The sequence below is a fragment of the Streptomyces sp. KLMMK genome (assembly GCF_036961605.1).
GTDB classification, from domain to species: domain Bacteria; phylum Actinomycetota; class Actinomycetes; order Streptomycetales; family Streptomycetaceae; genus Streptomyces; species Streptomyces telluris.
Genome location: NZ_JBAMDC010000054.1, coordinates 14,377 through 27,120, shown reverse-complemented (window position 1 = coordinate 27,120; position 12,744 = coordinate 14,377). Strand labels below are relative to the sequence as shown.

At 71.9% G+C, this 12,744-nt stretch carries 11 protein-coding genes; 6 read left to right on the top strand and 5 right to left on the bottom strand.

Annotation, left to right across the window (positions count from 1 at the left end; genetic code table 11):
* The 4 genes from V7793_RS12500 to V7793_RS12485 all read right to left on the bottom strand — a co-directional run.
* A partial coding sequence (locus V7793_RS12500; protein ID WP_336005709.1) for a DUF5667 domain-containing protein occupies positions 1-1,173 on the bottom strand: 1,173 nt, incomplete at its 3' end.
* Positions 1,174-1,378: 205 nt separating this feature from the next.
* Positions 1,379-2,212, bottom strand: a complete 834-nt coding sequence (locus V7793_RS12495) for an ECF subfamily RNA polymerase sigma factor, BldN family (protein ID WP_058047584.1) — start codon at positions 2,210-2,212, stop codon at positions 1,379-1,381.
* Between the two features lie 485 nt (positions 2,213-2,697).
* The gene (locus tag V7793_RS12490) at positions 2,698-3,636 is read right to left on the bottom strand and encodes an HAD family hydrolase (RefSeq protein ID WP_336005707.1); all 939 of its coding nucleotides are present in this window, start codon (positions 3,634-3,636) and stop codon (positions 2,698-2,700) included.
* A gap of 116 nt (positions 3,637-3,752) precedes the next feature.
* Entirely contained in the window at positions 3,753-4,040 is a 288-nt protein-coding gene (locus tag V7793_RS12485; protein ID WP_336005705.1) for a glutaredoxin family protein, read from the bottom strand.
* Positions 4,041-4,481: 441 nt separating this feature from the next.
* Between V7793_RS12485 and V7793_RS12480 the strand changes: the two genes are divergently transcribed.
* The 6 genes from V7793_RS12480 to V7793_RS12455 all read left to right on the top strand — a co-directional run bounded on the left by V7793_RS12480 (position 4,482) and on the right by V7793_RS12455 (position 10,880).
* A complete protein-coding gene (locus V7793_RS12480; RefSeq protein WP_168095969.1) occupies positions 4,482-5,273 on the top strand; it encodes a redox-sensing transcriptional repressor Rex in 792 nt (263 codons plus the stop codon).
* On the top strand, positions 5,270-6,712 hold the full coding sequence (locus V7793_RS12475; RefSeq protein ID WP_336005700.1) for a glutamyl-tRNA reductase: 1,443 nt from the start codon (positions 5,270-5,272) through the stop codon (positions 6,710-6,712). Before V7793_RS12480 ends, V7793_RS12475 begins: the two co-directional genes overlap by 4 nt.
* A complete protein-coding gene (hemC, locus tag V7793_RS12470) occupies positions 6,709-7,677 on the top strand; it encodes a hydroxymethylbilane synthase (RefSeq protein WP_336005698.1) in 969 nt (322 codons plus the stop codon). The genes V7793_RS12475 and hemC overlap by 4 nt, the downstream gene beginning before the upstream one ends.
* Entirely contained in the window at positions 7,674-9,323 is a 1,650-nt protein-coding gene (locus V7793_RS12465) for a bifunctional uroporphyrinogen-III C-methyltransferase/uroporphyrinogen-III synthase (protein WP_336005696.1), read from the top strand. The genes hemC and V7793_RS12465 overlap by 4 nt, the downstream gene beginning before the upstream one ends.
* Positions 9,320-10,315 (top strand): porphobilinogen synthase, encoded by a 996-nt coding sequence (hemB, locus tag V7793_RS12460; RefSeq protein WP_336005693.1) that lies wholly within the window; start codon positions 9,320-9,322, stop codon positions 10,313-10,315. Before V7793_RS12465 ends, hemB begins: the two co-directional genes overlap by 4 nt.
* A gap of 133 nt (positions 10,316-10,448) precedes the next feature.
* Complete coding sequence (locus V7793_RS12455) at positions 10,449-10,880, top strand: ATP-binding protein (protein ID WP_336005690.1); 432 nt, start codon at positions 10,449-10,451, stop codon at positions 10,878-10,880.
* Between the two features lie 25 nt (positions 10,881-10,905).
* Here the strand turns inward: V7793_RS12455 and argS are convergent, their stop codons facing one another.
* On the bottom strand, positions 10,906-12,660 hold the full coding sequence (gene argS / locus V7793_RS12450) for an arginine--tRNA ligase (protein ID WP_336005687.1): 1,755 nt from the start codon (positions 12,658-12,660) through the stop codon (positions 10,906-10,908).
* Positions 12,661-12,744: the final 84 nt, after the last annotated feature.

Below are 12,744 nucleotides of genomic sequence, written 5' to 3'. Positions count from 1 at the left end.
GCCCGGGAGGATGTCCGGGAGAACCGGCGGGATCGTGATGCTCGGCTGCTTGGCCGGCTTGGTCTCCTTGCCGTGCGATGTGCCCTCGGGGCTGGCGCTGCCGGGCGCCGAGGGGGGCTTCAGCAGCCCCGTGCCGCCGAGGAGGCCCTCGTGCTCCTCGTGGGCGCCGGGGGTCGCCGGGTGCTGCCGACCGCCGCCGGCGTGCTTGCCCTCGCCGCTGGACGAGGCCGACGGCTTGGGCGCGGCATGGCCCGAGCGGGCGGACGTGCCCGGGGAGGGGACGCCCGGCCGGACGGACGAGCCGTGCTTGCCGTGGTGGGCGGGGAGCAGGGACCGCAGCGGCTCGACCTCATCGTCTATGGCGGAGAGGACCGAGCTCACTTCGGCGCCCACGTCCGCCAGTTGGACCGGGAGCTTCTCGCGCAGCTGGCTCCAGCTCTCGCGGTGCGAGGACGCGAAGCTGGAGAGGCGCTGGATGGGGCCGATCGAGCGGTCGCGCTTGTAGGCGGTGTGCAGCAGGCGGTGGCCTTCGGAGGCGTCCTGGCGCATGCCCGAGAGCGTCTTGCGGATCTCGCCCAGGACCTCGTGGTCCAGGGTGCTGCCCAGCTTGCCGCGCTCCATCAGGCGGCGTGCCTCCTGCAGGCGCGTGGAGGCCCGGTCGAGTAGCAGGCCGCCGCGGTCGGAGTCGTCGTCGGCCATGCCGAGGCGGAGATCCTCCATGCCGCGCTTGAGCGGATAGAGCGAATCGCCGGGCAGGGCATTGGAACTGGCGGCCGCCACGCCGCCGAACGCACCCGCTGCCACACCCACGGTCAGGCCGCCCGCGGCGAGCCCCTTCGACCAGCGGGAGCGCGGCCGGAGCCGGCCCAGCGCGCGGTGGGCGCCACGGCCCGACCGGCGGGCCTTCGGCTCGGGGAGGGCGGCGGAGTCACCTCCGGCGAACTGGGTCTCCATGGCAGCGATGAGCTGCGCCCGCTGCACGGCCTTGGTCTCCGGATCGAGCCCGGGGCGGGGCAGCTCACCGAGCCGGCCCGTCAGGGCCAGCAGCCTGCCCGGCTCCGCGCCTTCGGCCGGCGGATCGGGCTGTGTGGCCGCCGCGTCCTGGACTTCCTGCTGCTCCAGGGACCGGGCGAAGGCGTTCGCCCGCCGGTGCGCCGATACGTTCGCGATCACAGGCGGCACCTCCTCTCGTCATGACGGTCGACTCCTCTGAACACCTGGAGGGTTGCACGCCGTGATGAGCATCCACTCGATCGAGTGAGTGGCTGCGGGCATGGCGTGACCGCAGGGAGTCTGCATCCCGCACAACGACTGGCGCGCCAGCCGGGTTACGCGCCCTGGGCGATGTGACCGCTGGTGAGTGAACGGGCGCGCACGGTTAACGCGCATCGTCGGGAAGGAGGCGGGCCAGGGTGCGGACCGCCCGGTACTGGAGGGTCTTGATGGCGCCCTCGTTCTTGCCCATGACGCGGGCGGTTTCGGCGACCGAAAGCCCCTGCAGGAAGCGCAGGGTGACGCACTCCTGCTGCTGGGGGTTGAGCTTGCGCACCGCCTCCAGCAGCGCGGCGTTGGACAGGGACTCGAGGACGGAGTCCTCCGGGCTGCGCTCGACCTCATTGGCGTCGAGCATCTCGCCGGTGGTCACTTCGAGCCGGAACCTCGACGACTTGAAGTGGTCGGCGACCAGATTGCGGGCGATCGTCACGAGCCAGGCGCCGAAGTCGCGGCCCTGCCAGGTGAAGGTGCCGATGCGGCGCAGGGCGCGCAGGAACGTCTCGCTGGTGAGGTCCTCCGCGGTGGCCCGGCCGCCTACCCGGTAGTAGATATAGCGGTAGACCGTATCGGCGTACTGGTCGTAGAGACGGCCGAAGGCCTCGGCCTCCCCGGCCTGGGCGCGCTCGACCAGGTCGAGCATGCGGGCGCTGTCGCTGTCCGCGCTGGGGCGGCGCGTTGACGTGGCGGAGCCGGAGGGCGCGGCGGACGACGCGGTGGCCGCACCGCCCCGGCGGGCGGCTCGTCTGCCCACCGCCGCGCTGCTCTCGGCGAGGGCGTAGCAGGGGCCGGCGTGGCCGGCACGGCCGCCTCCTGCAGGGGCGAGCGTGGCGAGGGCGGGGACGGCGTACGCGGTGGGGACGAAACCGCGCAGGCGGTCGAGGACCGTTGCGCGAAGCGTAGCCAGGCCCGAGGCGTCAACCCCGACGTGTGGGTACACGGGACTCCCAGAGGCAGAGCTTCCATCACGTGCAGTACGGAACCGTTCACTCGTCGTAGGGACAAGGGGGTACCGGTTTGCGTCTGAGGAGAATAACGCTTCGTACAGGCAGCACTACACCGAGTTGCTCAAATCATCGTTTCCGTTCGATCTCTTACTGGTTGGGGATCGATCAAATATCGAACTATGAAAGGAGGTTGAACAGATTTGGTCGTGGTGTGGCCGAATGGGCGGCGTGTTGTGGCAATCCGGACGCGGAAGGACTGAGGAGGAGGATGTGAGGGTATGAAGACAGGATTGCCTGAGAGTGACGCCCGGCTACGCGCTGTTGCCGAACCTTTGTGGCGACAGCGCGGCGTGGTGGCGTGAAGTGGACGGCGCGGTACGGCGCGCCGCCGCATGAATCCGCCCCGGAGCCGCTACAGCGGGCCGGGGCCGGGGGTGGGGCGGCAGGGTGAGGGTGTGCGCCCGCGTCGGTGACGGCGTCAGTGCCGGCGGCGGTGCAGGGCCACGGCCGCGGCCGCGCCGCCCGCCAGGGCGCCTACGCCGGCCGCCGCGGGGATGCCGACCTTGGCCGCCTTGCGGCCCGTACGGTAGTCGCGCAGCCGCCATCCGCGCTCGCGGGCGTGCTTGCGCAGCCGGCCGTCGGGGTTGACGGCGTAGGGGTGGCCCACGAGCGAGAGCATCGGGATGTCGTTGGCCGAGTCGCTGTAGGCGGCGCAGCGCGAGAGGTCGAGCCCCTCGGCCGCGGCCAGGGCGCGGACGGCCTCGGCCTTCGCCGGGCCGTGCAGCGGCTCGCCGACGAGCTTGCCGGTGTAGACGCCGCCGATCGACTCGGCGACGGTGCCGAGCGCGCCGGTCAGCCCCAGGCGGCGGGCGATGATCGTCGCGGCCTCGACGGGCGCGGCGGTCACGAGCCACACCTTCTGCCCGGCGTCGAGGTGGGCCTGGGCCAGGGCCCGGGTGCCGGGCCAGATCCGCTCGGCCATGTACTCGTCGTAGATCTCCTCGCCGATGGTCATCAGCTCGGAGACGCGGTGGCCCTTGACGATGGACAGGGCGCTGTCGCGGGCGTCCTGCATGTGCTCGGCGTCCTCGCCGGCCAGCCGGAACCACACCTGCTGCCAGGCGAAGCGGGCGAGCTCGCGCTTCTGGAAGAACCGCCGCTTGTACAGCCCGCGGCCGAAGTGGAAGAGGGAGGCGCCCTGCATGACCGTGTTGTCGAGGTCGAAGAAGGCGGCGGCGTGCACGTCGCCGACGACGGGGAAGTCCGGCTCGGACGGCTGCTGCGCGGCGCCTTCGGCGCTCTCGGCGGCGCTCTCCTGAGCGGTTTTGCGGGCTGCCTCCGCCGCGGCCTCGCCTGCCAGCACGCTGCGTGCCGTGGCAGAGCGCCTGCGCGGAGTGATCCATCCCAGTGCGGCCATGGCCCGAGCATAGCCAGTTTGTTCGGGGTAACCGGAGTCGGGATGATTCCGGGGCGTGAACTTCCTTTGACGCTCCGGTTACACCCGGCGGGTCCGCGTGCGCGGGCGGTGAGGGGTCAGCCCGCGAGGGCCTTGCGCAGCCGGTCGGGGTCCACGCGCCAGAAGTCGTGCTGGGCGCCGTCGACGAGGATCACCGGGATCTGCTCCCAGTACTTGCGGTGGAGCTCCTCGTCCTGGGTGATGTCCTTCTTCTCCCAGCGGGCGCCGAGTTCGCCGCAGATCTCGGCGATCACGGCCTCGGCGGCGTCGCACAGGTGGCAGCCGGGCTTGCCGATCAGGGTGACCGTGCTGTCGGCGGGGTTCTTGCGGGGGCGGCGGCGCAGCAGGGGGGACATGTCCGCCATTGTGCCCGCCCCTGGTGCGCCTCCGTGTGCGCCCGTATGCAATGGCGTGCTCCAGGCTCGTTCAAACGTGCTGGATGGGTGCCTGAGTCGACTACCATCATGTGGCGATTTATTGGTGTCCGGGGTCTTTTCCGGCCGGGGATCCGGGGTCGGCCTCCCGGTGAGCGAGCAGTGTGTCAGGAGTGAGCGCCCGTGTCCCCGTCGACGCTCTCTCGGGCCGTGTGTGACGGGTGTGGCTGCTGTGACAGTGCGGCCGGTCCTCCCCGGAAGGGGCCGAATGGTTCCCGGAGAGGGCCGAAAGGCCGCGTGACCCCGGTCACTTTGACCGGGCAAAACGGACACCATCTTTGTGCACGCGTTCACAAAGGCATAGCCTGCGTTCGACGGGGCGGTCCTGGGACGAGGCGCCGCCCGCAGCCCCGCTCTACCCGCAGGAGCACCGTGGCAACTGGCCGAACTCACCGACCGGCGACCCGAAGCCGAGGGATTCCCGAGGCCACCGTCGCCCGGCTTCCGCTGTACCTGCGCGCACTGACCGCGCTCTCCGAGCGCTCGGTGCCCACGGTCTCCTCCGAGGAGCTCGCGACCGCGGCGGGGGTCAACTCCGCCAAGCTGCGCAAGGACTTCAGCTACCTCGGCTCCTACGGCACCCGCGGTGTGGGCTACGACGTCGAGTACCTCGTCTACCAGATCTCCCGCGAGCTCGGCCTGACCCAGGACTGGCCGGTCGTCATCGTCGGCATCGGAAACCTGGGCGCGGCTCTCGCCAACTACGGCGGCTTCGCCTCCCGCGGCTTCCGCGTCGCCGCCCTGATCGACGCCGACCCGGCCATGGCCGGCAAGCCGGTCGCCGGGCTGCCCGTGCGCCACACCGACGAGCTCGAATCGATCATCACGGACAACGGCGTCTCCATCGGCGTCATCGCCACCCCGGCCGGCGCCGCCCAGCAGGTCTGCGACCGGCTCGTGGCCGCCGGGGTCACGTCGATCCTCAACTTCGCGCCCACCGTGCTCTCCGTGCCCGAGGGCGTGGACGTGCGCAAGGTCGACCTGTCGATCGAGCTGCAGATCCTCGCCTTCCACGAGCAGCGCAAGGCCGGCGAGGAGACCTCCCCCGCACAGGAGACCGCCGTGGCCGCCGCGGCGCAGCCCCGCTCCGGCGCGGGCGTGCGCCCGGCCCCGGGCGGCAGGAAGGGACCGGACGGGGACGTACCCGCCGTGATGCCGGCATGAGCCTCCTCGTCGTCGGACTGAGCCACCGCAGCGCGCCGGTGAGCGTGCTGGAGCGCGCCGCCCTCGCACGCGAGGCGCAGGCCAAGCTGCTGCAGGACACCCTCGCGGCCGAGCCCGCCACCGAGGCGGCCGTCCTCGCCACCTGCAACCGCATCGAGCTCTACGCCGACGTGGACAAGTTCCACGCCGGTGTGGCCGAGCTGTCCACGCTCCTCGCCCAGCACTCGGGCGTCGGGCTGGAGGAGCTCACTCCGTATCTCTATGTGCACTACGAGGACCGCGCCGTCCACCACCTGTTCTCGGTGGCCTGCGGGCTGGACTCGATGGTCGTCGGCGAGGGCCAGATCCTCGGCCAGATCAAGGACGCCCTCGCCCTCGGCCAGGAGCTGCACACCGCCGGGCGGCTGCTGAACGACCTGTTCCAGCAGGCCCTGCGGGTCGGCAAGCGCGCCCACAGCGAGACCGGCATCGACCGGGCGGGCCAGTCCCTGGTCACCTTCGGCCTGGAGCGCCTGGCCGACGGCGTGCCGCTGGGCGACTGGGCCGGCGGCAAGCGGGCCCTGGTCATCGGCGCCGGCTCGATGTCCTCCCTCGCAGCGGCGACGCTGGCGCGGGCGGGCGTCGCCCACGTGGCCGTCGCCAACCGCACGCTCGCCCGCGCGGAGCGCCTGGCGGAGATCCTCACCGAGCCGGGCGCCCGGTCCGCCGCCGGCTTCACGGCCTCGGCCGTGGAGATGGCCGCGGTGCCGCAGGAGCTCGCGCTCGCCGACGTCGTGGTCAGCTGCACCGGCGCCATGGGCGTCGTGCTGACCGCCGAGGCCATACGCGCCGCGCTCGCCTCCCGTCCGGACGCGGCCGGCGCCGGTCGTACGGACGCGGCCTGCGCCCTCGACGCCGCGTGCGGCGACGCGGCCCGCACCGGCGTCCGCCTCGCCCTCCTCGACCTCGCGATGCCGCGCGACATCGACGCCGCCGTCCACCGCCTGGAGGACGCACGGCTCGTCGACATCGAGTCGCTCGCCGAGGCCTCCGCCGACGCGCCCATGGCCGCCGACGTCGACCGGGTGCGCGCCATCGTCTCCGACGAGGTCGCCGCCTTCGGCGCCGCCCAGCGCGCCGCCCACATCACCCCCACCGTGGTCGCCCTGCGCACCATGGCCGCGGACGTCGTCGCGAGCGAGATCGCCCGCCTCGACGGCCGCCTGCCCGACCTGGACGACAAGCAGCGCGCGGAGATCACCCAGACCGTGCGCCGCGTCGTCGACAAGCTCCTCCACGCGCCCACCGTGCGCGTCAAGGAGCTGGCCTCCACCCCCGGCGGCGCCGGCTATGCCGACGCGCTGCGAGAGCTCTTCGACCTCGACCCGCAGGCGGTTGCCGCCGTCAGCCGGGCCGACTCGCAGGCCGGTACGCACAACACGGCACGGGAGCCGGCATGAACGACACCTCTTCGCGGCCGCTGCGCCTCGGCACGCGCCGCAGCAAGCTCGCCATGGCCCAGTCCGGCCAGGTGGCGCAGGCCGTGCAGCAGCTGACCGGCCGCCCGGTGGAGCTGGTGGAGATCACCACCTACGGTGACGTCTCGCGCGAGTCCCTCGCGCAGATCGGCGGCACCGGCGTCTTCGTCTCCGCGCTGCGCGACGCGCTGCTCGCGGGCGAGATCGACTTCGCCGTGCACTCCCTCAAGGACCTGCCCACCAAGCAGCCCGAGGACCTGGCCCTCGCGGCGATCCCGCCGCGCGAGGACCCGCGCGACGTGCTGATCGCCCGCGACGGCCTGACCTTCGAGACCCTCCCTGAGGGTGCCCGCATCGGCACCGGCTCCCCCCGCCGCATGGCCCAGCTCAACGCCTGGGCCCGCGAGCTGGGCAAGGAGATCGAGACCGTCCCCATCCGCGGCAACATCGACACCCGCATCGGCTTCGTCACCAACGGCGAGCTCGATGCCGTGGTGCTCGCCGCCGCCGGGCTGTCGCGGATCGGCCGCAGCGCCGAGGTCTCGCAGTTCCTGGAGCCCGACGCAGTTTTGCCCGCCCCCGGTCAGGGGGCCCTGGCGATCGAGTGCGCCATGACCAACGCACCCCTCGCCGCGACGCTCGCCGAGCTCGACGACCCGTACACCCGGGTCGCCGTGACGGCCGAGCGTTCCCTGCTCGCCGCCCTGGAGGCCGGCTGCTCCGCACCCGTGGGTGCGTTGGCCGACCTGCTGGTTGATGAGCAGGTTGTCACCGAAATGCGCCTGCGGGGCGTCGTCGGCACGACCGACGGCAAGACGCTGGTGCAGCTGTCCACCACCGGCCCCGTGCCGTCGTCCAGCGAAGAAGCCATGGCCATGGGCCATGAGCTCGCCGCAGCGATGCTCGACAAGGGAGCGGCCGGTCTTATGGGGGAGCGAGCACTTTGAACCCCACCGCCCCGAACCACCCCGTGCACGGGCACGTCACCTTTCTCGGTGCCGGCCCCGGAGACCCGGGACTGCTGACGCTCCGCGCCGTGGAGGCGCTCGCGGCCGCGGACGTCCTGATCGCCGATCCGCAGGTGCTCGACGTGGTGCGCACGCATGCGCGCGCCCATGTGGACATGCCTGTCCAGACGGTTACTGATGAGGCATCAAAAACCGCGGACGTCCCCGTCCTTAGGGACACCGCCAATCTTGTCATGACGGCCGCGCGCAGCGGCAAGCGGGTCGTCCGTGCCGTGCTCGGCGACCCCGGCCTCGACGGCGACGCCGCCGACGAGATGCTCGCCTGCGCCGCCGAGGGCATCACCTTCGAGGTGGTCCCCGGCGTCGCCACGGCCGTCGGCGTGCCCGCCTACGCCGGTGTGCCGCTGCGCGACGGCAAGGGCGGCGACGTGCGCTTCGTCGACGCCCGCACGGCCTCGGCCACCTGCTGGTCCGAGGTCGGCGCCAGCGAGGTCACCGCCGTCGTCTCCACCACGCTCGACTCCGTCGTCTCCGCAGCCGGCGAACTGGTCTCCGCCGGCCGCGGTCCCGACACGCCGATGACCGTCACGGTCGCCGGCACCACCACCCGCCAGCGCACCTGGACCGCCACCCTCGGCACCCTCGCGCAGGTGCTCAAGGCCGCCAAGGTGCTGCCGTCGCCCGACGGCGCCCAGCCGGTCATAGCCGTGGTCGGCGAGCGCAGCGCTGCCGAGCAGCGCGACCGGCTCTCCTGGTTCGAGTCCAAGCCGCTCTTCGGCTGGAACGTCCTCGTGCCGCGCACCAAGGAGCAGTCCGCCTCGCTCTCCGACCAGCTCCGTTCCTACGGCGCCGTGCCCAGCGAGGTCCCGACCATCGCCGTCGAGCCGCCGCGCACCCCCCAGCAGATGGAGCGCGCGGTCAAGGGCCTGGTCACCGGCCGCTACGAGTGGATCGCCTTCACCTCCGTGAACGCCGTCAAGGCGGTGCGCGAGAAGTTCGAGGAGTACGGGCTCGACGCGCGCGCCTTCGCCGGCATCAAGGTCGCGGCCGTCGGCGAGCAGACCGCCAAGTCGCTGATCGAGTTCGGCGTCAAGCCTGACCTCGTGCCGTCCGGCGAGCAGTCCGCCGCCGGCCTGCTGGAGGACTGGCCGCCCTACGACCCGGTCTTCGACCCGATCGACCGCGTCTTCCTGCCGCGCGCCGACATCGCCACCGAGACCCTGGTGGCCGGGCTGATCGAGCTGGGCTGGGAGGTCGACGACGTCACGGCCTACCGCACCGTACGGGCCTCGCCGCCGCCGGCCGAGACCCGCGAGGCCATCAAGGGCGGCGGTTTCGACGCCGTGCTCTTCACCTCGTCGAGCACGGTGCGCAACCTCGTCGGCATCGCCGGCAAGCCCCACAATGTCACCGTCATCGCCTGTATCGGCCCGGCCACCGCGAAGACCGCGGAGGAACACGGCCTGCGGGTGGACGTGCTGTCGCCCGAGCCCTCGGTGCTCAAGCTCGCCGAAGCGCTCGCGGAGTTCGGCGCGGCCCGCCGGGACGCCGCCCTGGAGGCCGGCGACCCGGTCACCCGCCCGAGCGAGCGACGGCCCGGATCGCGTAGAAGGGCACGGAGTTGAGCACCACCTACGGCACGTTCCCGGGGTCCCGCCCCCGGCGCCTGCGCACCAGCCCCGCCATGCGCCGCATGGTCGCGGAGACCCGGCTGCACCCGGCCGACCTGATCCTTCCCGCCTTCGTGCGGGAGGGCATCGGCGCGCCGGTGCCGATCACCTCCATGCCGGGGGTCGTCCAGCACACCCGTGACACCCTGCGCAAGGCGGCCGTCGAGGCGCTGGAGGCCGGCGTCTCCGGCATCATGCTCTTCGGCGTCCCCGAGGAGTCCAAGAAGGACGCCGCCGGCACCGCCGGCACGGACCCGGACGGCATCCTGCAGGTCGCCATCCGCGATGTGAAGGCCGAGGTCGGCGACGACCTCGTCATCATGTCCGACCTGTGCCTGGACGAGTTCACCGACCACGGCCACTGCGGCGTCCTGGACGCCTCCGGCCGCGTCGACAACGACGCCACGCTCGAGCGCTACGCCGAGATGGCGCAGGTCCAGGCCGACGCGGGCGTCCACGCCGTGGGCCCCAGCGGCATGATGGACGGCCAGGTCGGCGTCATCCGCGACGCCCTCGACCAGACCGGCCACGAGGACGTCTCCGTCCTGGCCTACACCGCCAAGTACGCCTCCGCGTTCTACGGCCCCTTCCGCGAGGCCGTCGGCTCCTCGCTGCAGGGCGACCGCAAGACCTACCAGCAGGACCCCGCCAACACCCGCGAGTCGATGCGCGAGCTCGCGCTCGACCTCGCCGAGGGCGCGGACATGGTCATGGTCAAGCCGGCCCTGCCGTACCTGGACATCCTCGCCAAGGTCGCCGAGGCCGTCGACGTGCCCGTCGCCGCCTACCAGATCAGCGGCGAGTACGCGATGGTCGAGGCCGCCGCCGCCAACGGCTGGATCGACCGCGACCGCGCGATCATGGAGACCCTGACCAGCATCAAGCGCGCCGGGGCCAACATGATCCTCACCTACTGGGCGACCGAGGCCGCGCGCCGGCTCCGGTAAGGACCGCCGGCTCCGGCAAGGGCAGTGGACAGCAAGGGCCGGTGCCCGGGGGAATTCCGCCGAAACAGTGGAAAGCCCCCGGGCACCGGCCCTAGCTTGTGGCGCACACCGTTCCCTCTGCGGAGACGCGCCCATGAGCACCGACCCCGAGCTCCCCGAGAGCTGGGAATACACCCTCCAGGTCCCCTGCGACCCGCTCGCCCCCTGCATCGCCCGCCGCACCCTCCGCACGATCTTCGAAGAGCACGGCTTCGCCCGCGTGGCCGAGACCGCCGAGCTGCTCACCTCGGAGCTGGTCACCAACTCCTACCGGCACTCCGAAGGGCCCGCCTCCGTACGCGTCAGGCGCGAGGGCAGGGGAAAGGGGGTGCGGGTGACCGTATGGGACACCAACCCCGCACTGCCCGGCCTGCAGGCGACCGCGCTGCCCCGGGAGGACGCCGAGGAGGGCCGCGGGCTCGCGCTCGTGATGCGCTGCGCCGACAGCTGGGGAGGATTCGCCCTGCGCCGGCAGCCCCAGGGGCTCACCGGCAAGCTGGTGTGGTTCGAACTGGGGGCGGGATGAGGCACCCCGCCCCCGGTCCGGTGGATCAGAGCTGCTCGGGCGTCCGGATGCCCAGCAGCGACATGCCCTGACGCAGGGTGCGGGCCGTCAGGTCGCACAGGAAGAGGCGGTTCTCCACCTGCTGCGGCGTCTCGGCCTTCAGGACCGGGCACTCGGCGTAGAACGTCGTGTAGAGCGAGGCCAGCTGGTAGAGGTAACCGGCGAGCTTGTGCGGCTCGTAGGAGGCCGTGACCTCGGCGAGGTTCTCCCCGAACTGGTCCAGGTGCATGCCCAGCGCGCGCTCGGCCGGGGCCAGCGCGAGCTCCGGGTGGGCGGCCGGCCGGGCCTCGCCCGCCTTGCGGAGGATCGACTGGATCCGGGCGAAGGCGTACTGGAGGTAGACGCTGGTGTCGCCGTTGAGGGACACCATCTGGTCCAGGTCGAACTTGTAGTCGCGCGAGACGGACGTCGAGAGGTCCGCGTACTTCACCGCGCCGATGCCCACCTGGGCGCCGCGCTCGGCGATCTGCTCCTCCGTCAGGTCCTGCGCCTTCTCCCGGACGACGGCCGTGGCGCGGTCGATCGCCTCGTCGAGCAGGTCGACCAGGCGGACCGTCTCGCCCTCACGGGTCTTGAACGGCTTGCCGTCCTTGCCGAGGACCGTGCCGAAGCCGAGCTGGACGGCCTTGACGTCGTCGGTCAGCCAGCCGGCCCGGCGCGCGGTCTCGAAGACCATCTTGAAGTGCAGGGACTGCCGGGCGTCCACCACGTACAGCAGGGTGTCGGCCTTCAGGTTGCCCACACGGTCGCGGATCGCGGACAGGTCCGTGGCCGCGTAGCCGAAGCCGCCGTCGGACTTCTGCACGATCAGCGGCGAGGGCTTGCCGTCCGGGCCCTTGACGTCGTCGAAGAAGACGCAGAGCGCGCCGTTGGAACGGACCGCGACACCGGACTCCTCCAGCAGGCGGCAGGTCTCGGCGAGCATGTCGTTGTAGCCGGACTCGCCGACGATGTCCTCGTCGCGGATCTCCACGTCGAGCTTGTCGAAGACCGAGTAGAAGTAGATCTTCGACTCGTCGACGAACCGCTGCCACAGCGCGAGGGTCTCCTCGTCGCCGGCCTGGAGATCGACGACCCGGCGGCGGGCGCGGGCCTTGAACTCCTCGTCGGAGTCGAAGAGCGTCCGCGACGCCTTGTACAGCCGGTTGAGGGAGGACATGGCCTCCTCGCCGGAGACCTCGCCCTCGTGGTCCAGCTCGTGCGGGTGCTCGATCAGGTACTGGATGAGCATGCCGAACTGGGTGCCCCAGTCGCCGATGTGGTGACGGCGCACGACCTGCTCGCCGGAGAACTCCAGGATCCGCACCACCGCGTCACCGATCACCGAATTGCGCAGGTGACCGACGTGCATCTCCTTGGCCACGTTCGGCTGGGCGTAGTCGATGACCGTGGTGCCCGGGGCTTCCGCGAACGGCACGCCCAGGCGGTCGTCGGCGGCGCGCGCGGCGAGGGTCTTCACGATCGCCTCGTCCGTGATCGTGATGTTCAGGAAGCCGGGGCCCGAGACCTCGACCTCCTTGATCAGATCACCGGCCGGCAGGCCTTCGACGACCTTCGCCGCCAGCTCGCGCGGGTTGCCCTTCAGCTTCTTGGCCAGCGCCAGCATCCCGTTGGCCTGGAAATCGGCCCGGTCGCTTCGGCGCAGCAGCGGATCGGCGGCACCGGCCTCCGGCAGGGCTGCCGAGAGCGCGTCCGCGATGCGCTGGTGGAGCGAGGAAGCGAGGGAGGGAACCGAAGCCATGGGAAGGTGCCATTCCAGTAGGCGGCATGTGAAAGTCCCCCCGATTATCCCATGCGCCTACCACGGCCCCCGCGGTAATTTCGC

Coding starts and splice junctions, on each gene's coding strand:
- V7793_RS12475 (WP_336005700.1), top strand. CDS start 5,270: ATGAGCCTCCTCGTCGTCGGACTGAGCCACCGCAGCGCGCCGGTGAGC.
- argS (WP_336005687.1), bottom strand. CDS start 12,660: ATGGCTTCGGTTCCCTCCCTCGCTTCCTCGCTCCACCAGCGCATCGCG.
- V7793_RS12490 (WP_336005707.1), bottom strand. CDS start 3,636: ATGGCCGCACTGGGATGGATCACTCCGCGCAGGCGCTCTGCCACGGCA.
- hemC (WP_336005698.1), top strand. CDS start 6,709: ATGAACGACACCTCTTCGCGGCCGCTGCGCCTCGGCACGCGCCGCAGC.
- V7793_RS12455 (WP_336005690.1), top strand. CDS start 10,449: ATGAGCACCGACCCCGAGCTCCCCGAGAGCTGGGAATACACCCTCCAG.
- V7793_RS12485 (WP_336005705.1), bottom strand. CDS start 4,040: ATGGCGGACATGTCCCCCCTGCTGCGCCGCCGCCCCCGCAAGAACCCC.